Genomic DNA, 21,605 nt, shown 5'->3' with positions numbered 1-21,605 from the left:
AGGGGAGTTAGTGGCAACTTCAGAACTGTGTAGAACGCTAATTGTAGATGATGAATTATTAATCCGGCAAGGGATTAAGCATTATATCGATTGGGAAAAAGAAGGATTTCAAATTGTCGGGGAAGCTTCGAATGGGCAAGAAGCGTTGGAACTAATTGAAAAAGTGGCCCCGCACATCGTGATGACGGATATTATGATGCCTATTATGGATGGTGAGGAATTAACGAGAATAGTAAAAGAAAAATACCCTCAAATGGAAATCATCATTCTTAGCAGCTTTAGCGAATATGATTATGTTCGGTCTACCTTTCAAAATGGAGTGGTGGATTATATTTTGAAGCCAAAGCTTGATGCAGAAGGGCTCTTAACAGTGTTAAGAACTGCTGCGAAACGAATACCGCAGTTTCAAGATACAGTAAAACAAATAAACGAAAACCTTTCAATAGAACAAAAGCTAGGAAGGTTGGTTTGTGGATATGACGTTTGTTTGGAAGAAGAGGAAATGGTTAAAGAGTTTCCATATAGTCACTTTTATTTATTAGGTGCTGCATTAAAGAATTCTCGATCCAATAATATTCATTTAGTAAAAAAGGAATTAGAAAATGAATTCAATAAAAGCTTTAGCTCTGGTACATATTATCAACTAAGTACGGATCAGTCTTGCATTCTCTTTGTTCTTAATATAAAGCCATGCAGTGATCATAGAGTGATAGAATTTGCCCAATCTTTAGCTAGATTAATGGGGGAAGCAAAATTTGCTGTTAGTAATGTATTTGAGGATATTTATCAAATAGAAGAAATATACAAAGAATTATTAAAACTATTTCAATATCATTTTTATATAGTTGGGAAGTCCGTGTTAACGGAAAAAACCCTCCCTGAACTTCCAAGTCAACGTGATCCATTTAATCTGGAATGGTTTACCAATGAATTCAAACACAGGAAATTTGAATCAGCATTTTCCTATTTAACATCTTATGCTTCTGCATTATCCAAGTGTTATACAATGGATATTTTTGAATATAAGTCATTTTTGGGAAACAGTATCTTTAATATTATTATCCTGCTCGGCAATATGGATTTAGATGTGAAGGAACTTGATAAGGAGAAGTATACTTATTTTAAATGGATCGAGGAAGCGTCTTCCGCTGAAGACACATTACAGATTTTAAACCGCTTTATCAAATTGGCTAATCATTGTATAACAGCAGCGCATAATCAACCAGATAATTTTAATATAAAAAAGATGTTGGAATATATAAAGAATCATTACAATGAGCCGCTTTCCTTAACAGAAGTGGCAAAACAATTTCATTTTAGCCCATCCTATCTTTCCAGTTATTTTTCCTTACATAATAAAGAAGGGTTTAATGAATATTTGAATCGAATTCGCATAGAAGAAGCATCTAAACTGCTCATTCAGAATGCGGCCAGCATATCGCAAATTAGTGCAATGGTAGGGTACTCCGATCATAGTTATTTTTGTAAGGTCTTTAAAAAAGTGCAAGGCATGTCTCCCAGTCAATACAAACGAAAAAAGATGATCGATAAGAGATGGAAGAGATGAGAGTTATTCCTAACCGATTTAAACACAGCGGGTTATTTATCAATATGTTTCTTATTACCGTCATTATCATAATTATTGTATCCGTCACGATTGCTTGGACCACTGTAAGAATGGCAGAGAAATTTTTCTTTGGGAAATTCAGCATCATGAATGCAACGGTGATGAGCCAGGTCATCGATAGCTTTGAAACATTTAATTATTCTATTGTCCAAGCATCTAACAGCATTCTCGCGAGCGGCACGATTAAGTCTGTGCTGAGCGAAAAACAAACAAATAAGCAAAAAATGTCTTCCTTTTATAACATGGGGCAGCAAATGAAGCGGATACAATCTAACTTCGTACCTTATGACATGGATATTGTGGTTATGGGGATCAATGGGGTTAGTTTTTCGACGTATCAAAACTATTGGCCAATATCTGATCATGTACTTGAGAACAGTTCACTTCGGAAAAATACATTAGACCAACCAAAAAAGCTGATGTATCAATTCAATCGTCTCGAAAGTTCTTCCTCAACAACGAAAACTAAACAGTACATTGTTGCAACAAGAGCGTTAATGGATCGGATTACAGATAAAATTTATGGTTCTATGTATTTTGCCATATCAGAAAAAGAGATTAGGAAGTTTTATTCCAGTTATACAAGCCCAGGGAATAATGTCTATCTAGTAGATAAGTCTGGGTACATCGCTTCAAGTAATCAGACGAAATTAATTGGAAATAAGTCAAATGATTTGTTGACCTATGCAGCAAAGTTAAAAAACACTCCCCGTGAGTATATTGTCGGAAAGTTTATGGGGAAGGACCAAATTATCTTAATGAATTATCTTCCTTCCTTTGATATGTACCTATTTAATATTATTGATAAACAAACAGCGTTTGGCGATTTAATCGATACGAGGGAAATCACACTGATTACAATAGGGATTGTCCTGCTGGCTTTACTCATTGTATTTTTTGCATCAAGAAAGTTAACCAATTCCCTATCCAATTTAGTGAAGCAAATCAGCAACGTCTCCAAAAACAATTTCGATCAATATGTAGCGGTTACCGGTACATATGAAACGATGCAAATAGGAAATGCTTTCAATTCTATGCTGGATGAATTGCATGAATATGTGGACCAATTAATCCTTTCGCAAAAACAACAGCGACATGCAGAGCTTGCCGCTTTGCAACAACAAATAAACCCGCATTTTCTGTACAATACTTTAGCTTCGATTAAATTTTTGGTGAGGCAGGGCGGAAAAGAAGATTCGGAAGCCATTATTAATGCTTTAATTTCCTTATTACAAAATACGATTGGAAATGTAAACGAAACGATCACGATTGAACAGGAATTAGAGAATCTAAGAAACTATGTGTTAATAAATCAAATGCGCTACGGGAATCGAATAAAAGTTCATTATTTCGTAGGACCTGATTGTATGAATCTACCAATACCAAAACTAATTTTACAGCCATTTATCGAAAATTCCTTTTTTCATGGATTTAATCGAAAGCAGGAAGGGACCATTAATGTTTTGATTTGGCGTGAAGGCGACAATCTTAAATGTGAAGTGACGGATAATGGAGATGGAATGAATCAGATAGACATGAAGCTCCCAAAAACAAAGCGAAAACAGCAGCTGTTCTCCGGAATAGGGGTTCGGAATGTTCATGAACGGATACAGCTAATCTACGGGGAAGCATATGGTGTTACGATTACGAGTGAGCCTGATGTGGGTACGAAGGTCCTTATTATTATGCCGGCACAACCATCATAAAAAAATACCAAAATCTAAAAATAGTTCAAACTTTAAATGTAAACGGATTCAAACGGATAAAATATTACCATTTTTCAAGAAAATCCTCCTAACCATTTTTTATATTCAGATGTTACCATAATTCTTACAAGAAGATAACGCTTTCATAAATCATAATGGGGGAATGGAAATGAAAAAAGTACTTGCACTCTTTTTGGTATGTATGCTGATGTTGACTGCATGTTCTTCCGGATCCAGCCAAAAATCATCTGGCGAAGGAAAAAACACTAAGGAAATTACTGTTTGGGCATGGGATCCTAACTTTAATATTAAAGCGATGAATATCGCAAAAGAAGTATATAGTAAAGTGGATCCGAAGCTAAAGATAAAAGTAGTAGAGATGGCACAAGATGATATCGTTCAAAAACTGAATACCACCCTTAGCTCTGGAACAACAAAAGGACTTCCTAATATTGTCTTGATTGAAGACTATCGTTCGCAAGGTTTCTTAAAATCCTATCCAGATATGTTTCAGGATTTAACAGGTTCTTATAAGACAGATGATTTTGCTTCCTATAAGATAGCTGCCAATACTTTAGATGGAAAAAATTACGGTGTGCCCTTTGATACTGGCGTAACAGGTTTATATGTACGGACTGACTATTTACAAAAAGCGGGATACTCTGTAAATGACTTGCAAAATATGGATTGGGACAAATACATTGAAATCGGAAAGAAAATCAAAGAAGCTACAGGAAAACAAATGCTGACACAGGATCCAAAAGATCTTGGCCTTATTCGAATGATGATTCAGTCAAGTGGCTCATGGTATGTGAAGAGAGACGGACAAACACCTGATATCGTTGATAATGCCGCCTTAAAGGAAGCATTTCAAACGTATAAGAAAATCATTGATGCGGATATTGTGAAACCAACCTCGGATTGGAGCCAGTTTGTTGCTGGTTTTAATAGTGGATCTGTTGCCAGTGTTCCAACAGGTAATTGGATTACTCCTTCTATAAAAGCCGAAAGCTCTCAATCTGGTAAATGGGCAGTCGTACCTTTTCCGAAACTTTCTGGAACCGCTAATTCTGTTAATGCCTCAAACTTAGGCGGAAGCTCATGGTATGTACTAAATGTACCCGGGAAAGAAAAAGCAGCCGATTTCTTAGCGAAGACCTTTGGATCCAATGTCGACTTCTACCAAACATTAGTGAAGGAAATAGGTGCAATCGGAACGTATAAGCCTGCAGCTGATAGTGAAGCTTATAAAGCAAGTGATGACTTCTTTGGTGGACAAAATATCATTTCCGATTTCGCAAGCTGGACGGAGAAAATTCCTCAAGTAAACTACGGGTTGCACACTTATGAAATTGAGGATATTCTTGCTGCCGCAATGCAGGATTATTTAAAAGGAAAAGCCCTGGATAAAGTGCTTCAGGATGCACAAAAACAAGCAGAGGAGCAAATTAAATAGGGATTCTTTTAACATCCAAGCAAGGCAATTTTCATTTTAGAGAATTCGCCTTGGAATCTGTAAGCTTCCTCCGAAAATAGTGATGAAGGGAGCTAAGGTTTCCAAGGCTTTTTGTATAGGAGTGGAAAATATGATACCGGCTAAAGCTAATCAGAATATATATTTAGCAAAAAATTCGAGCAGAAAACTTCGGACGAAAAAAGCGATCATTGGATGGTCTTTCATTACAGTATCAACCATATTAATCTGTCTCTTTTATTTCTATCCAATGATTCAAGCACTTATCATGTCTTTTCATACAGGAAATGGAATGAACCAAACTTTTGTGGGGATCGATAATTATGTTCGTTTATTTAAAGATCCTGTGTTTCTTACGACCGTGAAGAATACGGTGATCTATTTAATTATTCAAGTTCCGCTAATGATCATTCTAGCTTTGTTTCTATCGGTTTTACTTAGTAATAAGAAATTAAAGCTAAAAGGGGTATATCGTACAGCGATATTTTTACCTTGTGTGACTTCCCTTGTTGCCTATTCGGTGATTTTTAAATATTTGTTTGGTCAGGATGGCATTATTAATTTATTTCTCTTAAAACTATCAATCATTTCCGAACCAATACCGTGGTTAACCGATCCATTTTTGGCGAAGATTGCAATCATTATTGCGATTACCTGGAGATGGACGGGGTATAATATGATTTTCTTTTTATCGGCCCTTCAAAATGTGGATGAATCCGTTTATGAAGCGGCAAGAATCGATGGAGCTTCATCCGTGCAACAGTTTTTTAAGATTACCATTCCAATGCTTAAGCCGATTATTTTATTTACTTCTATTACATCCACTATCGGTACACTTCAATTATTCGATGAAGTGATGAATATTACAAAGGGCGGACCGGGAAATGCTACGATGACGATTTCACAATACATTTATAATCTATCTTTTAAATATACGCCTGATTTTGGATATGCGGCAACAGTCTCTTATTCTATTGTGATATTAATTATATTCTTTTCCCTTATCCAATTTAAAGTGGCAGGTGATAAAAATGAATAAAGGGAAATATATTTTCAACTATATTATTTTAACAATCGCTTCCATTATCTCCATCTTTCCGTTTATATGGATGATTGTTAGCGCTACAAATAAGTCCGTAGATGTAACAAAAGGAAGATTCCTTCCTGGTAGTCAGTTGCTGCAAAATTTCCACCACTTACTAGAAAGGGCAGAGCTAGGGACCGCCTTAATGAATTCAGCCAAAATTTCGATTATCACTACAGTACTTGCCTTACTGATTGCCTCTTTAGCGGGATATGGATTTGAAATTTTTAAAAGTAAAATGAAGGATTTGGTGTTTAATATTTTGCTGCTTTCCATGATGATCCCATTTGCGGCTTTGATGGTTCCTCTATTCAAAATGTTTGGATCCATTTCACAAACTGCACCAATGATTGGAATCGATACGCATACAGCAGTCATTTTGCCAACGATTACGACTGCTTTCCTGATTTTCTTTTTTCGGCAAAGTACGAAGATGTTTCCTAAGGATATTCTGGAAGCGGGCAGAATGGATGGATTAACGGAATTTGGAGTATTTTTTCGAATTTATATTCCAACGATGAAAACGAGTTATGCGGCAGCAGCCATCATTACTTTTATGTCTTCTTGGAACAGTTATTTATGGCCACTGGTTATTCTGCAATCTCCTGAGAATCAAACGATTCCGTTATTAATTTCCAACCTGGGGTCCAGTTATTCTCCTGACTATGGAATGATTATGACTGCAATCGTTATTGCAACCCTCCCAGCAGCCTTGATCTTTTTTATCATGCAAAAGCATTTCGTGGCAGGAATGATGGGATCGGTTAAATAAAATTTTATACAAAGAGGTGTAATGATTATGATGACAAAACCAGATATAAACTGGCTTTCAGATGTAAATGTATTTGCTGTTAATCGTCTTAAAGCGCATTCAGACCATTCTTACTATGAGTCGCTGGAGGAAGCGAAAAATGCTAATCCAATGCCAATGCGTTGTGGGTTAAATGGAAATTGGAAGTTCTATTATTCCAACAATCCGGAAACTCGACCGGAAAAATTTTACCAATTAGATTTTAATTGTACGAGTTGGGGCGATATTCAAGTTCCCGGACATATCCAGTTGCAGGGCTATGGCAACCCTCAATATGTAAATACGATGTATCCTTGGGATGGACTTCAGTCTATTCGGCCGCCGGAAGTACCAACGGATTTTAATCCGGTTGGAAGTTATGTGAGGTATTTTGATGTACCGGAAAATATGCAGGATCGACCTGTTTTTATTTCATTTCAGGGAGTAGAATCGGCTTTTTTCGTTTGGGTGAATGGGGAATTTGTTGGTTACAGCGAGGATTCCTTTACACCAGCGGAATTTGATTTAACACCATATCTGAGAGATTACGAGAATAAATTGGCTGTAGAGGTTTATCAACGAAGCACCGGAAGCTGGCTGGAAGACCAGGATTTTTGGCGGTTTTCTGGAATTTTCCGAGATGTTTACCTTTATACAATTCCTGAAATCCATGTATCAGATATCCGGGTCGAGACCGATTTGAATTCGACTTTTACGAAAGGAACCCTCTCATTAGATTTAGCATTATTCACTTCAGGTCATCTTGGTAAAATAGTTGGCGAATTATACGATGCTGCTGGAACTCTAATAGCAACAACAACTGAAAAGGAAGGTGCTAATGGAAAACGATCCCTTACCTGTTCAGTAGAGTCACCAAAGCTGTGGAGTGCAGAAAATCCTTATTTATATAAACTCTATATTCAAGTTTTTAATAAGGATGGCAGATTAGTAGAGGTTGTCCCTCAATCAATAGGGTTTCGGAAATTCGAGATCGTGGATAAGGTAATGAAACTAAATGGAGAACGGATTGTGTTCAAAGGCGTAAATCGGCACGAATTCCATTGTCGAAGAGGGCGCGCCATTACAAAAGAAGATATGTTATGGGATATAAAAACGATGAAGCAGCATAATATTAACGCCGTTCGGACCTCCCATTACCCTAATCAAAGCGAATGGTACGAGTTATGTGACCGATACGGAATATATGTTATCGATGAAATGAACTTAGAAACGCATGGTTCATGGCAAAAGATGGGGGCGGTTGATCCTTCTTGGAACATACCTGGAAACAAGCCAGAATGGCAAGATATTGTGTTGGACCGAGCGATTTCTATGTATGAACGGGACAAGAATCATCCTTCCATATTGATATGGTCCTGTGGGAATGAATCATATGCAGGTGAGGTAATTTTAAATGTTTCTCGTTATTTTAAATCTGTTGATTCATCACGTCTCGTCCATTATGAAGGGGTGTTTCATAACCGTGATTATGATGATACAAGCGATATGGAAAGCCGTATGTATGCAAAACCTGCCGATATTGAAAAGTATTTAGCTGAAAACCCTAATAAGCCTTATATAAGCTGTGAATACATGCATGCAATGGGAAACTCCCTTGGAGGAATGAAAAAATATACAGATCTCGAGCGAAAATACCCAATGTATCAGGGTGGATTTATCTGGGATTTTATCGATCAGGCGCTCGTGAAAAAAGACCGTTATGGGAAAGAGTACTTAGCGTATGGCGGCGATTTCGATGATCGTCCTACCGATTACGGTTTTTGCACCAATGGTATTGTATATGCTAATCGAAAGCTATCACCTAAGATGCAGGAAGTAAAATATTTATATCAAAACCTGAAATTACTCCCGGATCGCACTGGCATTACAATACGGAATGATAATCTATTTTCAGATACATCGGATTATGATCTCGAAATTATTCTTTATCATGAAGGAGAGGAATTGTTCCGAGATTATCTTCAAGTGAATATAGCACCTTTGAGTGAGGGAAGGGCAGAGATTAAGTTGCCAGCTCATATTTTTAGTGAAAAAGGCGAATATTGTATTCATGCCTCCTTTACATTAAAGGAAGATACTCTTTGGGCCGAAGCAGGGTATGAAATAGCGTTTGGGCAGTATGTTTTTAAAGGAAAAGGGGAAGAGGAAACACATATTCCACAAGGGAAACTTAAGGTGGTCCACGGTGATGTGAATTTCGGGATTCATGGAAAAGATTTTTCTATTCTTTTTTCAAAACAGGCAGGGAGTCTTGTATCCTTAAATTATTTTGGCAAAGAAATGCTCTCTACACCGATTGCCCCATTATTCTGGCGAGCAACCACCGACAATGATCGAGGTTTTTCCCAAGGATATCATTCAGGGCTTTGGTATGCTGCTAGCTTGGCTCGGAAATGTGAAAAGATTGAAGTGAAAGAAGAACAGGATGTTATTCGCATAGCATTTACTTATAAGTTTTCTATTCATCAGAAAATAGAAGTAAAACATATCTATACTGTGTACCCAGACGGGAGTATTTCTATAAAATCCATTTATAATGGGGCAGACAATCTTCCACAGCTGCCTATATTCGCACTAACATTTAAAGTTCCCGCTGATTATCATCTGCTGGAATGGTATGCAATGGGTCCGGAGGAAAACTATTTGGACCGAAATAATGGGGCAAGGTTATGCATATTTAAAAACAATGTTTCAACTAACTTGTCCGATTATGTCATGCCGCAGGAATCAGGCAATAGAACAGGAGTTAGGCGGGTAAGTTTGCAAAATAGTGATGGATTTGGGATTAAGATAGTAGCAGTTTCTGAACCATTAGAATGTAATTTTTCTCCATATACCGCGTTTGAACTCGAAAATGCGATGCATCATTATGAATTGCCAAATATACACTATACGGTTGTAACAGTTGGAATGCAAATGGGTGTTGGGGGAGATGACAGCTGGGGAGCGCCCGTTCATGATGAATACCTTATTCATTCGAATCAGAAATTGGAATTTGACTTTATCATTAAACCGATTCATTCCAATTCCAATTGATTCTAGCAAAGTCGTGTTTACACACAAAAAATTCAAAGGACGAATGAAGAAAGGGTTTACCATATCGAATCTTCCTACTATTAATATTTATAAAATGATTACAACTTCTAATAAATATATTGTTGAATTTTGATCCTTATTATAGACTTATGAGGTCAAAAAATTATCCTTGTATAATATCAGTTGAATGGTCTGATAGTTTCTACCCGGCAGCCATAATTGTCGGACTACAGGGAAGTATGAATAAACTTAGAAATAAACATGCAGACTATTTCCTTAGATACGGTTTATTAGATACTGTATCAGGTTAATAGGGTTTCCGCGTTCTATTATTCATACTTCAGTCTGTGGCTGGGGGAATAGAGGTACAGGGAATCCTATGTAAGGAGTTGTTAGCATGTTTTTTTTATTGAATATAGTAGGGATCCTAGTCGTTTTTGGTTTGGTATTCCTTTGTTCGCCTAATAAGAAAAGGATAAAATGGCGGTCCATTCTTAGTTTAATCGTAGTGGAACTCCTTATAACGTGGTTTATGCTTGGAACCCAAATTGGGATATGGGTGATAAATAAAATTGCATCGTTTTTTACTTTTCTCATATCCTGTGCAAATCAGGGAATTTCCTTTGCCTTCCCATCCGTAATGGCGAATCCTACGGTTGATTTTTTCTTTAGTGCCTTAATGCCAATTATTTTTATCATTACCTTCTTTGATATCCTAAGTTACTTCGGTATTTTAACATGGATTATTGATAAAGTCGGCTGGGTCATTTCAAAAGTTTCAGGGTTACCTAAGCTTGAAAGCTTCTTTTCCTTGCAAATGATGTTCCTCGGAAATACGGAGGCATTGGCCGTTATCCGCCAGCAACTTTCCGTATTGAAGGAAAACCGTCTGCTTACATTTGGAATTATGAGCATGAGCAGTATTAGCGGCTCTATTATAGGAGCATATCTAAGCATGGTTCCGGGAGAGTATGTATTTGCTGCAATTCCATTAAACTGTTTAAACGCCTTATTGTTTGCAAGTGTTTTAAATCCCATTGAAGTTACCAAAGAAGAAGATGTAGTCTACGTTCCATCCAAAAAGGAACGAAAAGATTTCTTCTCTACGATTTCGAATAGTATGCTTGTCGGTATAAAAATGGTTATTGTCATTTTGGCTATGGTTGTCGGTTATGTTGCTTTAACAGCCTGTTTAAATGGAATTTTAGGATTTTTTATACACGGACTAACGGTCCAAAAGATTTTCTCCATTATTTTTAGTCCTTTTGCCTTTCTTCTTGGATTGTCCGGCCATGATGCCCTGTACGTTGCTCGTCTAATGGGAATCAAGCTTGCTACCAATGAATTTGTCGCGATGATGGATTTAAAAAATCAAATACATTCGCTGCCGCCTCATACGGTAGCCGTTGCGACAACCTTTTTAACTTCTTTTGCCAATTTCAGTACGGTTGGCATGATTTATGGGGCTATTAGCTCTATCATAGGCGATGAGAAGTCCAGAATCATTGGGAAAAATGTTTGGAAGCTTTTAGTGAGCGGTATTGCTGTTTCACTCTTGAGTGCAATGTTTGTTGGATTGTTTGTTTGGTAATTCACAAAAATGCGCAATTTTGTTCAGAAACCCCCTCGAGTCATTTATGTGTATGTCTTCAAAAAGAAAGAGGAACCATATAGAAGATGCGTTTGCTTTACAACCTAAATTTTAAAAACGGGGGTTTCTATGAGTAAAGATCATTTGAATGAAAAGGAAAAGATGAATGAGGGTTTAAGTGATCATTCGAAGGAAGTATTGGAAATAAGCTCAACTGGATACGGTTTGGAATCTGTTCAAGAAGAAACTGATTCCAAACGAATGAAAAATAATCCATCCTCTTGCGGCGGGTTATAGAATACAGACTAACCCAGTTACTACTGAATTACTCATTGGCACAGAACTTATCTGTGCCATTTTTATTTTAGCCGCTGTTGTTGGTATCTTTTTTCTTTGTCCAGGAAAGAAAAAGTGTTTTATGATGTAAATTACTATTGACTTTATGTATAGTATATTTTACATTATGTAATAAATACTTTACTTTGTGTAAATGGAATGTGCAAAAAAAGGGGGGGAGAGTATGACATATCAAGAAAAGAAAAGCGTTGTATCTATTATCAGTGCAATTGTCATTTTTGGTGTGTTTTGCTTGTTTATGTATCCAAGGCATCCGCAAGGGGGACTGGAGTCGATGGAAACCTTTCGATATTGGGGAACCTTTGTGCTCATCTTGACTTTGATTTCAATAGTCGCGCATATCATTATTAGTATCATTTTTAACATTATTTTTCGAATGACGACTGGAGAAAAGGAGCCAAAATTTGCGGATGAACTCGATAAGTTAATTGACTTAAAGGCAGCTCGAAATTCTTTTGTGGTGTTTATCCTTGGTTTTCTTCTTGCAATGGGATCGCTTATTGTCTTTCAACCGTCACAGCTGATGTTCATTATCCTCATTACTTCAGGATTTATTTCCGATGTGACCGGTTCCATTACGAAACTTTATCACTATAGGAGAGGAGTTTAATATGGGAAAAATTCTTGTCGGCAATCACATACGAAAATTACGCTTTCATCACGATGAAATGACTCAGCAGCAATTGGCTGACAAGGTAGGCGTCACGAGACAAACCATCGTAGCTCTTGAAAAGGGAAACTATTCTCCATCTTTAGAATTGGCTTTTAGAATAGCACGCGCCTTTAACTTACCATTGGAAGAGGTTTTCTTTTATGAAGACGATATTAAGTGATTAGGGAAATAATTGTTTAAGATTTACTGTTTTTGAATTTATTTATATAAGGGGAGAGTAAAATGAATTCAAACAAAAAAGCTGCAAAAATGGTGGGGATATTTTTTATATTGGCTGCCGTAACGGCGATCATCGGTCTCAAATTATACGATCCTATCTTAAACGGTCACGATTATCTCATTAAAGGTTCCGAACACGCAAATTTGGTGATAATTGGGGCTATTATGGAGTTAATTCTTGTCGCATCTGCCATTGGCACCTCAACTACCATGTTTCCATTTTTAAGAAAGTATAATGAAACGATAGCTCTATGGCATGTTTTCTTCCGATTTCTTGAAGCGGTTATTATTACGGTTGGAGTAATTAGCGTTCTATCCCTATTAACCTTAAGCAAGGAATTTGTTGCAACAGGAACGACTAATATCGCCGCTTTTCAAGCATCAGGAACATTATTAAAAGCAGTTCATGATTGGACATTTTTGCTTGGCCCCAATTTCATGCTCGGGATAAACACTATGATGTACAGTTATATCTTTTATAATTCCAAGCTTGTTCCAAGATTTATACCAATCATAGGCATGACAGGGGCAATTCTGGTTTTTGTTGCTGCGATATTAGAAATGTTTGGTGTCTTTTCACAAATTTCTATTTGGGGTGGAATCATGTCTCTGCCAGTAGCAGCAAATGAAATGATCTTAGCTGTTTGGCTTATCGTGAGAGGATTCAATGAATCTGCACTTGCTTCTTTATCTTTAAAAAGGAAAGCAGTTTACTAGAAAAAACCTATTTTAAATGAAACCTATTTTTAGTCCACAAACGAAATAGTCTTTGCTACTGATAATTAGATCAGTAGTTTTTTTACATAACGGAGTGTACTATTATTTCGGATATTTAGCTATAGTCAATGAACCACGTAAAGATAAAAATGAAAAAATTCCTTCGTGGAAACAAAATGATCACAAAAGACGTATGGTTAAATAGTTTTATAATCAAAACACTTTATATTCGTATTCTTGAACTATTCATCTAAAAAATTTTCAACAAATTAGGGTTTAAAAATAGTATAATATTTCGTATTCCTAAATTACGTAATTATATATTCTTTCTTATTCATTCAAAAAGGATGTGAGTTTTGTTTGGCTAGTTTAAGTGGTTCGATTCTGAGACAGCCATCTTTCGCAAATTATTGGGTTTCACGAATTTTAACTTCTATATCATTTCAGATGTTGTCTGTTGCGATAGGATGGCAGATGTATGCGTTAACCCATGATGCTTTCAGTCTAGGGTTAGTGGGTCTTGCCCAGTTTGTACCGATGGTGCTTTTGACATTAGTGGTAGGGCAGGTTGCAGACCGCTTTGATCGCAGAAGAATTGTGAACGTGTGTCAAATTATTGAGGCTCTTACTGCTGGATTGCTTTTATATGGAAGTGTCGCCGGCTGGTTATCCAAAGAGAATATTTTGGTGGCGGCAGCCATTCTTGGAGCATGTCGTTCTTTTGAAGGGCCGGCTTCTTCAGCGTTACTGCCTCAACTTGTACCAAAGAAAATTTTGCAACAAGCAATAGCATGGACTACTTCAGCGGGACAAACGGCGCAAATAGTTGGTCCATCTCTTGGCGGGGTGCTTTATGCATTGGGCCCGGCATCCGTTTACATAACCGTTACCATAGCGTTATTGGTTTCTACTATTCTTACATTCTTTATACGCTTAGAAAGGACATTCCAGAGGTCATCGGAACCTGTCACCTTGCGTTCGATGCTGATGGGACTAGTGTTTGTTTATCGTCACAAGGTTATTTTAGGTACGATTTCACTGGATCTTTTTGCCGTATTACTTGGTGGTGCAACAGCGCTATTACCGATATTTGCCCAAGATATTTTACACACAGGTCCTTTAGGGCTTGGGTTAATGCGGACTGCTCCAGCCGTTGGGGCATTAATCATGTCGATGGTACTGGCATATTATCCTCTTAAAAAAGCATTTGGGCCTATTCTTTTTGGAGCATTGGGAGTTTTCGGACTGGCCACCATGTTATTTGCTTTATCAACGAATCTAATTATTTCTTTAGTAGCTTTATTAATTATCGGAGCTTCTGATGTGGTAAGTGTTGTGATTCGATCCTCTCTCGTTCAACTACAAACTCCGGATGAGATGAGAGGACGGGTGAATGCGGTCAATTCTTTATTTATCGGTACTTCGAACCAGCTTGGCGAGTTTGAATCGGGTACATTGGCTGGACTTATTGGTACTGTGCCTGCCGCGTTCATTGGTGGAGTAGGTACGATTGTAGTTGCAGGCCTATGGATGCTATTATTTCCATCGCTTAGGCGTATACGATCTTTATCGGAAAGTTAACATATCGACCAATTTTTGCTATACTATTTTTGAAAAACGTACTGATTCATTAGTAGTATTTTTGTTCGAAAGGAAATCTCTTTATGGTTAAAGATAAAAGCATCGAAGTAACGGGAATCATTGAAAAAAAAGAAGAAAAAGGTTCTGCAGTGTTGAAAATCAATGATACTCCCATCGCAAAGGTTTTTGAAACGCTAAATGACCAATATGTTTCTATAAAGATTTTTGTACATCAATCGGAAAGTAAGCAATTAATTCGAACTTATGAAGGACATGCCGAAATTTATTACTTTGAAGGAAAGCAATTATTTTTTAGCGGAACAAAGTATGTAAATGATTTTTTTATTGATGATGAGGATGTCATTGAAACATTGGAAGAATTCATTAATAGGCATGTAACGATAACCATTGACATATTAGACTCAAACATAAAAATAAAGAAAAAAACACTTCCTCCATCGTATTTAGTATGATGCAGGAAGTGTTTTTATTTTGTTATTATTGTTCCGCCAACCAAATGACATAAAACCCACGCTAATACATTTTCGGAAAACAAAAAGCCGATTTTCCTAAGCTAAGGAATTTTGGAATGTATATATTATCTTCGAAGTGTTCGTAACAATTCTAAAGTAGTTGCTTGCTTAAATTAATACTTATACTCTCTAAGGAAGTCGATATGTTCCCAATCAAGGGGTGAAATATGATGTAAAAGTTCTTTCCGCAACACACCTTTCTATTTTTTATATTTTATTCCTTCTGCTTAGCGAATAAAATATACGTTTTGTCGGCAGTTGTATCCCATATAAAAAGTCGGTTCTGTAGCGTACGGGAATCCGACTTTTTTTTGTTGAAATTATCCTTTGCGTACAAAATTTCCGAAATGTTGGCGATATCCCTTGGATAAATTTTCGAACTAGATTGGTATAAAAGTTCACGGAATAATCTAACTTCCATGAAAGTGCTTATATTGTAAACAACTGGTATAAAAAAAGTGAAATTTATATGAATAGGTATAAAAAAGATTGAATATGTATTAATTGGTATTAAAAACACAGAAATTATTGAGTTTGGAAGAAGGGGACAACATGTTAAAAAAGGAACAGATTGCTGCAATGAGTGTGCAGTATGTCCAGTACTCATTGGACTATACGATTGACTCTTTTGCTTAAATGCGGAGTTAAAAACATTGAATTTTGGGGTGCTGAGCCCCATTATTTCAGATTAAATTATCTTACAAGATATGAGGCTAGCAATAAGCTTAGAAAGATCAGCAAGCAATTGGAGGAAAGTGGAATAAAGGTTGTCATGTACACCCCGGAAACTCTTGCATATCCTTACAGCTTTTCTAGCCCGGAGGAGAGTGTAAGAAATCGGACGGTTGAATTCTTTGATATGGCTTGTAATGATGCATTGGAGTTAGGATGTCATCGGATTTTTATGAATACAGGTTGTGGACTTCGAGATGTTGAACGAAATATTAGCTGGAATTATACAGTGGAAAGTTATCAAAGAATTTGTGATATAGCAAAACGCTATGGTGTGGAATTAGTGCTGGAACAGTTACAACCATATGAAAGTAACCTCGTAACGTCTTTGAAGGATGTAAAGAATATGCTTCGCGATGTCCAGCGTGAAAATCTCAAAGTCTGTTTGGACGTAGTGGCAATGGAAGTAGCTGGTGATACGATACATGACTTTTTTAGTCAATTAGGAAATAACATCGTACATATTCATCTATCTGATGAAAACCATGAAATCTTAGGTAGTGGCAATTATTCTATTAATGGGTATTTAGACTACCTTTCAAATGTTGAATATAATCAATATGTTTCATTGGAAATTAATGATTCCATCTACTGGAAGGATCCCCACACTTCTCTGAAACAATCTGTGGACTATCTTAATGATAAATATTTCTGTGGAGGTGTAGCGAAAAAATGAAAAGTGTTGCGGTAATTGGTGATAATTGCGTGGACTTCTACTCACATTTAAATCGCTACTATCTCACAGGTAATATCGTCGATACTGGAATGAACCTTGCGCAACTTGGAGTCCCTACATCCATTCTTACTACTGTTGCTGATGATGAATATGGCAAGGAAATGCTTCAATGCTTTAAAGAGCAAGGTCTCAATATCTCTCATGTAAAGGTTGCCCATGGGGATACTGCCATAACCTATATGCAACTGATTGAGAAAGAGAGAATTCATGGGGATTATTTAGAAGGTGTTCTGGAGGATATGGTTTTTGATTCAGAGGATGTTCATTTTGCCGCTTCTCATAACGTTGTTCACTCCGCTTATTGGGGGAAGGCAGAAGGTGTTTTACAAGACATAAAAAAGGCTAATCCGGAATGTTTCATTAGTTTTGATTTTGCTGATCGGCTTGAGAGCCATTTGGTTAAGGAATTAGATGGTATTGTGGATATTGGTTTTTTCTCCTATCGAGAGAAAGATGAAAAAATAATGGATTTTTTAAAGGAACGAATGAAGAATGGAATGAAAGTTGCTGTAGCTACTTTCGGTGAAAATGGTTCTCTAGCTTTAAGCGAGAATCAAGTGTATGAAGCCGGAATTGTAAAGACTGAGGTGGTAAATACGGTAGGTGCTGGAGATAGTTTTATTGCAGGCTTCCTCTCGTGTTACATAAAAAGCGGAAATATTGAAAGATCATTGCAAGAGGGAGCGAAATTAGCAGCATATATTATATCCATTTTCGAACCTTGGGAGAACAAGAGATAGGCAGAATATGAATAGGGAGAATTATTATGTTATCTATTGATAAAAACAGTGTTGATTTTCTCATTACAGATACTATGGTAGATGAGGTAAAGTTTTTGTTAAATGAAAAGGTAAGTGAGATTGACCATATTGTTCAGGAAATGAAATCTCGTGAGATTAATAGAGTCTATTTTGTCGCATGCGGATCACCGTTATGCGCATGTCAAACGGCTCAAATTCTTTTTGATAGGTATTCAAAAATTATCTCTAAGTCCTACAGTGGCTATGATTTTTTAGATCAAACTCCGTATACCATTGATAAGCATACGCTTGTAATTGGGGTAAGTGATTCAGGAACGACGGAAGAAGTTTATCAGAGTATTGACCTCGCAAGACAAAAGGGCGCGATGACTTTAGGAATCTCGAAGGATGGGAAGGGTGTGCCTCTTATTGATCATTCTGAGTATGCAATTGGTTATCAAGGACACGCGATTTGGCAAATGCATCTCTATTTAACCTATCTTATTACGTGCAAATACATTCAGAAAGTAGAAGGTGAAAAAAAGGAGCTTACTGAGATTTTGAAACAGCTTCATGAGTTGCCGGATATTTTAAAAAAATTGGTTCAAAATCAGGAAGAACATGCTAAGGAATTAGGTATTAAGGCAAGTAAGCACGCATTTCTGTACACGGTTTCAGCCGGAAATCTACTACCTTTATCCTATAAAGAAGGTATTATCACCATGCTGGAATTTACGAGAACCCATGGATGTCAACTAAATGCTGCTGAATTTCGTCATGGACCTTTAGAAATGGTGGAGGAAGGCGTACCATACGTATTTTTGTTGGGAAATGATGAATCGAGGCATACGGTAGAACGCGCCTTAAATTTTGTAAAGAGATTCACTAAAGATGTGATTGTCTTTGATGTAAATGATTTAGGAGTGGATGTTCATCCAATGATTACTCCGCTAGTTTTATTCGTTCCTTTAGAGTACTTCTACTATTATCTGTCCATTGCAAAGGATCATCATCCAGACGACAGAAGATATTATGGTGGAAAGGTGAAATATTAAAAGGGGGGAAAAGCAATGGAGTTTGGAATGTTTACTTCCGGTTATCAAAGAAATCCAATTGAGAATGTTTTTGCAGATGCCAAGCGCTTTGGTTATGATTACGTAGAGTTATGGGGTGGTAGACCTCACGCCTACCCTTTTGACTTAAAGCAATACGGTGCCTGTGAAATAAAGAACCTAATGGAAAAGTATGAGATGCCAGTAAGAATCTTCACCCCTGAAATGAATGCCTACCCATATAATATGATGTGCGGCACAGAGCAAATGAGGGTTGATTCGGTGGAGTATACAAAAGCTGCTATGGATGTGGCCAAGGACATTGGAGCGGAATATACGTTAATTTCAGCAGGGCATGCAGGGTATCAAGCCACTCAAAGGGAAATTGATGAAAAACTAGATAAGAGTTTAAGAGAATTGATCGACCATGCGGAAAAAATTGATCATAAAATTATTTATGAGCCATTAACGACCTTTGAATCCAATGTGACAACGAATGCAAACCAAATGAAAGAAGTATTAGATCGGAATCATTCCCCCTATTTAGTGGGAATGGTGGACATTGTGGTTCCTTATATTCAAGGAGAGAGTATCATGGCTTACTTTGATAAACTTCAAGACAAGATGGTGCATATGCACATCATTGATAGTGATGGCCATAGTGAAAACCATATCGTTCCAGGGGAAGGAAACCTGCCTCTTTCGGAATTAATGCATGAACTTCAAAGTGTAGGGTACGACAAGACCATAACAATAGAGCTGGTAACTAATTATCTCAATGAACCAAGATTCTATGCAAAAAGAGCGCTCCATAATCTGAAGAGAATGCTAGATTAGGGGGAAGGCCATGTTTATTGATATACACGTTCATCCCAATTTTTATGAAGGAATTGATCGGGGAAAGGATATTTTTGCTTTGAGACAAGAGGGCCTCAATATTCACAAGAATTCTATCGCAACGATTCAACATGTGAAAAATCAGATGAAATGTGCAGGACTAGATAAGCTCTGTCTGCTTGCACAGGATGAATCCTCTATTTATGGTCAGCCTTTAGTGTCTAATCAGGAAGTGGCAGATTTAATCAATCAAGCACCAGAATTATTTTTTGGATTTGCCAGTGTAGATCCTTTAACCGACAAATGGGAAGAAGAACTATACTTTGCATTTCGAGAATTGAAATTAAATGGATTAAGCCTAAATCTTTCAAAATTAAAGATTTACCCAACAGATCCTTCACTAAGAAAATTATATGAAATTTGTCTGGAGGAAAACAAACCAATCCTCTTCCATAGCGGATGCAGCTATGAAAAGAATACCATCAGCAAATATTCACACCCATTGGAGTTTGAGGAAATAGCCGCTAACTATTCAAAGCTTCGTATAGGCCTTGAACATTTTGGTTGGCCATGGGTGAAAGATACAGCCATGTTACTGTTAAAGTATCAAAATGTGTATGCAGATACAGCTGCACTATTTTTTGACAGTGCATCAGAGTTTTATCAATCTCTTTTTACAAAGGAGCTTGAACTGACCTGGGTAGAAAGAAGTTTAAGACATCAGATTATGTTTGGGAGTGATAATCCCCGTTTTGAGCAGATCCGAATGGCCCACGCATTAGAAAAACTTGGTTTATCAGAGGAAACTTTAAAACTTATTAAAGGGGAGAATGCCATGGCATTCATGGGGATGACACATGACTAAACAAGTTTTCCGTAAAACCATTTGGACAGATAAGTATTTGCAGATGGTTAATATAACAAAGCAAATTGAAGAGGTGGTACAGTCAAGTGGAGTGCAAAATGGCTTCATTACTGTTCAGTCCATGCACACGACTGCCGGAATTACCGTCAATGAAGGGCTTGAATGTTTGGAACAGGATATTCATGAGTTCTTAAATAAACTAGTACCTGAAAACGCTTCCTATCATCACGCTAGGCTTTTGCCCGACTACGGATCGACTGCTGGCAATGCAACTGGCCATCTCAAGGCGATGCTCGTCGGAAACCATTGTCATTTTCTGATTCAAAATGGAAAGCTGGAAAAGGGATCTGCACAGGATGTCTATTTATACGAGTTCGACGGTCCATCGAAACGAACATATTGTATTATCCTAGAGGAGTTTTTGGAAGGGGACTTATAAAACTTATCTAGTGGAGGGAGTCATATTGCCGAAGAAAAAAACCTTTAATCCCAAAAATGAAATAGTCGAAATGGTGGAAGCGTTTATGGAAGAAAATCAATTAAAAGAACATGAAAAACTTCCTTCTGAAAGATTCTTATGTGAAAAATGGAATATTAACAGAACGACTCTCCGAAGTGCTTTAGCGAGACTTATAAAAGAGGGGAAAGTTTATTCGGTTTCTGGAATTGGTTATTTTGTTGCAGAGAAGAAGCTTATTAGAAACCTTCAGGATTTGCGGCCATTAATGGAGATTGCGAAAGAACAAGGGAAGGGGCTAAAAACCGAGGTCTTAAGCAGTCAGGTAGTGAAAGCAGATAAAAGTATTGCAAGAAATTTAGAAATTGAAATGGGTGATGAAGTAATGGAGTTAATTCGTCTCCGTCACCTTAAAGGAATTCCTGCTCTACTTGAGTATAGTTATATTAATCTATCGGTAGCAAAAGGTATTGATGATTACGATTTCAACACCCATTCACTCTATGACATGTTAGAAACAGTCTTTCATATTAAACCTTCTGCTGGTACACAAAGAGTGTCCATTAGTTATGCAACAAAAAATGAATCCCAGTTGCTACAAATTCCAGAAGAAACGCCCGTTTTCTTTTTGAAAGGTATTACGTATAACGAGGGACAGAAAGCCCCTTTTGAGTACTTTAAATCGATTATTCGTTCTGATCATGTGACGTTTTTCTCAACGTTGAGAAGAAAGGAAGAACAGGGATGAAATTGGTTTCAGTTGGGGATAATGGTTCA

At 37.1% G+C, this 21,605-nt stretch carries 20 protein-coding genes and 1 riboswitch; all 20 genes read left to right on the top strand.

Translation table 11 applies throughout. The features are described 5' to 3' along the window. Window positions 1-10: 10 nt before the first annotated feature. The 20 genes from AN964_RS11875 (at window position 11) to AN964_RS11785 (ending at window position 21,576) form a co-directional block, all read left to right on the top strand. The gene (locus AN964_RS11875; RefSeq protein WP_055739881.1) at window positions 11-1,567 is read left to right on the top strand and encodes a response regulator transcription factor; all 1,557 of its coding nucleotides are present in this window, start codon (window positions 11-13) and stop codon (window positions 1,565-1,567) included. Continuing rightward, the gene (locus tag AN964_RS11870; RefSeq protein WP_055739880.1) at window positions 1,564-3,333 is read left to right on the top strand and encodes a sensor histidine kinase; all 1,770 of its coding nucleotides are present in this window, start codon (window positions 1,564-1,566) and stop codon (window positions 3,331-3,333) included. Before AN964_RS11875 ends, AN964_RS11870 begins: the two co-directional genes overlap by 4 nt. A gap of 169 nt (window positions 3,334-3,502) precedes the next feature. Further along, the gene (locus AN964_RS11865; RefSeq protein ID WP_055739879.1) at window positions 3,503-4,789 is read left to right on the top strand and encodes an ABC transporter substrate-binding protein; all 1,287 of its coding nucleotides are present in this window, start codon (window positions 3,503-3,505) and stop codon (window positions 4,787-4,789) included. Between the two features lie 130 nt (window positions 4,790-4,919). Further along, window positions 4,920-5,846 (top strand): carbohydrate ABC transporter permease, encoded by a 927-nt coding sequence (locus AN964_RS11860; protein WP_055739878.1) that lies wholly within the window; start codon window positions 4,920-4,922, stop codon window positions 5,844-5,846. Continuing rightward, window positions 5,839-6,663 carry a carbohydrate ABC transporter permease gene (locus AN964_RS11855; RefSeq protein WP_055739877.1) on the top strand — a complete coding sequence of 275 codons (825 nt, stop codon included), beginning with the start codon at window positions 5,839-5,841 and terminating at the stop codon, window positions 6,661-6,663. Before AN964_RS11860 ends, AN964_RS11855 begins: the two co-directional genes overlap by 8 nt. 27 nt (window positions 6,664-6,690) lie before the next feature. Beyond that, the gene (gene lacZ / locus AN964_RS11850) at window positions 6,691-9,738 is read left to right on the top strand and encodes a beta-galactosidase, LacZ type (protein ID WP_055739876.1); all 3,048 of its coding nucleotides are present in this window, start codon (window positions 6,691-6,693) and stop codon (window positions 9,736-9,738) included. Between the two features lie 149 nt (window positions 9,739-9,887). Beyond that, window positions 9,888-9,988, top strand: a riboswitch (purine riboswitch). Window positions 9,989-10,135: 147 nt separating this feature from the next. Continuing rightward, window positions 10,136-11,329, top strand: a complete 1,194-nt coding sequence (locus tag AN964_RS11845; protein WP_055739875.1) for a nucleoside transporter C-terminal domain-containing protein — start codon at window positions 10,136-10,138, stop codon at window positions 11,327-11,329. Between the two features lie 129 nt (window positions 11,330-11,458). Beyond that, window positions 11,459-11,626, top strand: a complete 168-nt coding sequence (locus tag AN964_RS26355) for a hypothetical protein (RefSeq protein ID WP_161809238.1) — start codon at window positions 11,459-11,461, stop codon at window positions 11,624-11,626. 223 nt (window positions 11,627-11,849) lie between these two features. Then, the gene (locus AN964_RS11840; protein WP_055739874.1) at window positions 11,850-12,296 is read left to right on the top strand and encodes a hypothetical protein; all 447 of its coding nucleotides are present in this window, start codon (window positions 11,850-11,852) and stop codon (window positions 12,294-12,296) included. 1 nt (window position 12,297) lies between these two features. Further along, window positions 12,298-12,519 carry a helix-turn-helix transcriptional regulator gene (locus tag AN964_RS11835; protein WP_055739873.1) on the top strand — a complete coding sequence of 74 codons (222 nt, stop codon included), beginning with the start codon at window positions 12,298-12,300 and terminating at the stop codon, window positions 12,517-12,519. Between the two features lie 62 nt (window positions 12,520-12,581). Next, complete coding sequence (locus AN964_RS11830; protein ID WP_055739872.1) at window positions 12,582-13,295, top strand: DUF4386 domain-containing protein; 714 nt, start codon at window positions 12,582-12,584, stop codon at window positions 13,293-13,295. Between the two features lie 360 nt (window positions 13,296-13,655). Continuing rightward, on the top strand, window positions 13,656-14,876 hold the full coding sequence (locus AN964_RS11825) for an MFS transporter (RefSeq protein WP_055739871.1): 1,221 nt from the start codon (window positions 13,656-13,658) through the stop codon (window positions 14,874-14,876). A gap of 83 nt (window positions 14,877-14,959) precedes the next feature. Next, window positions 14,960-15,349 carry a hypothetical protein gene (locus AN964_RS11820; protein WP_055739870.1) on the top strand — a complete coding sequence of 130 codons (390 nt, stop codon included), beginning with the start codon at window positions 14,960-14,962 and terminating at the stop codon, window positions 15,347-15,349. A 652-nt stretch (window positions 15,350-16,001) separates the two neighbouring features. Further along, window positions 16,002-16,817 carry a sugar phosphate isomerase/epimerase family protein gene (locus AN964_RS11815; RefSeq protein WP_200915578.1) on the top strand — a complete coding sequence of 272 codons (816 nt, stop codon included), beginning with the start codon at window positions 16,002-16,004 and terminating at the stop codon, window positions 16,815-16,817. Continuing rightward, window positions 16,814-17,617 (top strand): fructoselysine 6-kinase, encoded by an 804-nt coding sequence (gene frlD / locus AN964_RS11810; protein ID WP_055739869.1) that lies wholly within the window; start codon window positions 16,814-16,816, stop codon window positions 17,615-17,617. The genes AN964_RS11815 and frlD overlap by 4 nt, the downstream gene beginning before the upstream one ends. 26 nt (window positions 17,618-17,643) lie before the next feature. Then, window positions 17,644-18,672, top strand: a complete 1,029-nt coding sequence (locus tag AN964_RS11805) for an SIS domain-containing protein (RefSeq protein WP_055739868.1) — start codon at window positions 17,644-17,646, stop codon at window positions 18,670-18,672. A gap of 15 nt (window positions 18,673-18,687) precedes the next feature. After that, window positions 18,688-19,506 carry a fructoselysine 3-epimerase gene (gene frlC / locus AN964_RS11800; protein WP_055739867.1) on the top strand — a complete coding sequence of 273 codons (819 nt, stop codon included), beginning with the start codon at window positions 18,688-18,690 and terminating at the stop codon, window positions 19,504-19,506. 10 nt (window positions 19,507-19,516) lie between these two features. Next, window positions 19,517-20,371: an amidohydrolase family protein gene (locus AN964_RS11795; RefSeq protein WP_055739866.1), complete on the top strand. Its 855-nt coding sequence runs from the start codon at window positions 19,517-19,519 to the stop codon at window positions 20,369-20,371. After that, the gene (locus tag AN964_RS11790) at window positions 20,364-20,810 is read left to right on the top strand and encodes a secondary thiamine-phosphate synthase enzyme YjbQ (RefSeq protein ID WP_055739865.1); all 447 of its coding nucleotides are present in this window, start codon (window positions 20,364-20,366) and stop codon (window positions 20,808-20,810) included. The genes AN964_RS11795 and AN964_RS11790 overlap by 8 nt, the downstream gene beginning before the upstream one ends. A 25-nt stretch (window positions 20,811-20,835) precedes the next feature. Further along, complete coding sequence (locus AN964_RS11785; RefSeq protein ID WP_055739864.1) at window positions 20,836-21,576, top strand: GntR family transcriptional regulator; 741 nt, start codon at window positions 20,836-20,838, stop codon at window positions 21,574-21,576. The last annotated feature ends 29 nt before the right edge of the window (window positions 21,577-21,605 follow it).

The organism is Heyndrickxia shackletonii, assembly GCF_001420715.1.
GTDB lineage: Bacteria > Bacillota > Bacilli > Bacillales > Bacillaceae_C > Margalitia > Margalitia shackletonii.
Note: the sequence above shows the minus strand (reverse complement) of the source record. Positions and strands in the feature narration are given on the sequence as shown.

Bases quoted from the DNA above. Each gene is read 5' to 3' on its own strand.
- AN964_RS11870 (WP_055739880.1), top strand. From the start codon at position 1,564: ATGAGAGTTATTCCTAACCGATTTAAACACAGCGGGTTATTTATCAAT.
- AN964_RS11865 (WP_055739879.1), top strand. From the start codon at position 3,503: ATGAAAAAAGTACTTGCACTCTTTTTGGTATGTATGCTGATGTTGACT.
- AN964_RS11860 (WP_055739878.1), top strand. From the start codon at position 4,920: ATGATACCGGCTAAAGCTAATCAGAATATATATTTAGCAAAAAATTCG.
- AN964_RS11855 (WP_055739877.1), top strand. From the start codon at position 5,839: ATGAATAAAGGGAAATATATTTTCAACTATATTATTTTAACAATCGCT.
- lacZ (WP_055739876.1), top strand. From the start codon at position 6,691: ATGATGACAAAACCAGATATAAACTGGCTTTCAGATGTAAATGTATTT.
- AN964_RS11845 (WP_055739875.1), top strand. From the start codon at position 10,136: ATGTTTTTTTTATTGAATATAGTAGGGATCCTAGTCGTTTTTGGTTTG.
- AN964_RS26355 (WP_161809238.1), top strand. From the start codon at position 11,459: ATGAGTAAAGATCATTTGAATGAAAAGGAAAAGATGAATGAGGGTTTA.
- AN964_RS11840 (WP_055739874.1), top strand. From the start codon at position 11,850: ATGACATATCAAGAAAAGAAAAGCGTTGTATCTATTATCAGTGCAATT.
- AN964_RS11835 (WP_055739873.1), top strand. From the start codon at position 12,298: ATGGGAAAAATTCTTGTCGGCAATCACATACGAAAATTACGCTTTCAT.
- AN964_RS11830 (WP_055739872.1), top strand. From the start codon at position 12,582: ATGAATTCAAACAAAAAAGCTGCAAAAATGGTGGGGATATTTTTTATA.
- AN964_RS11820 (WP_055739870.1), top strand. From the start codon at position 14,960: ATGGTTAAAGATAAAAGCATCGAAGTAACGGGAATCATTGAAAAAAAA.
- AN964_RS11815 (WP_200915578.1), top strand. From the start codon at position 16,002: ATGTCCAGTACTCATTGGACTATACGATTGACTCTTTTGCTTAAATGC.
- frlD (WP_055739869.1), top strand. From the start codon at position 16,814: ATGAAAAGTGTTGCGGTAATTGGTGATAATTGCGTGGACTTCTACTCA.
- AN964_RS11805 (WP_055739868.1), top strand. From the start codon at position 17,644: ATGTTATCTATTGATAAAAACAGTGTTGATTTTCTCATTACAGATACT.
- frlC (WP_055739867.1), top strand. From the start codon at position 18,688: ATGGAGTTTGGAATGTTTACTTCCGGTTATCAAAGAAATCCAATTGAG.
- AN964_RS11795 (WP_055739866.1), top strand. From the start codon at position 19,517: ATGTTTATTGATATACACGTTCATCCCAATTTTTATGAAGGAATTGAT.
- AN964_RS11790 (WP_055739865.1), top strand. From the start codon at position 20,364: ATGACTAAACAAGTTTTCCGTAAAACCATTTGGACAGATAAGTATTTG.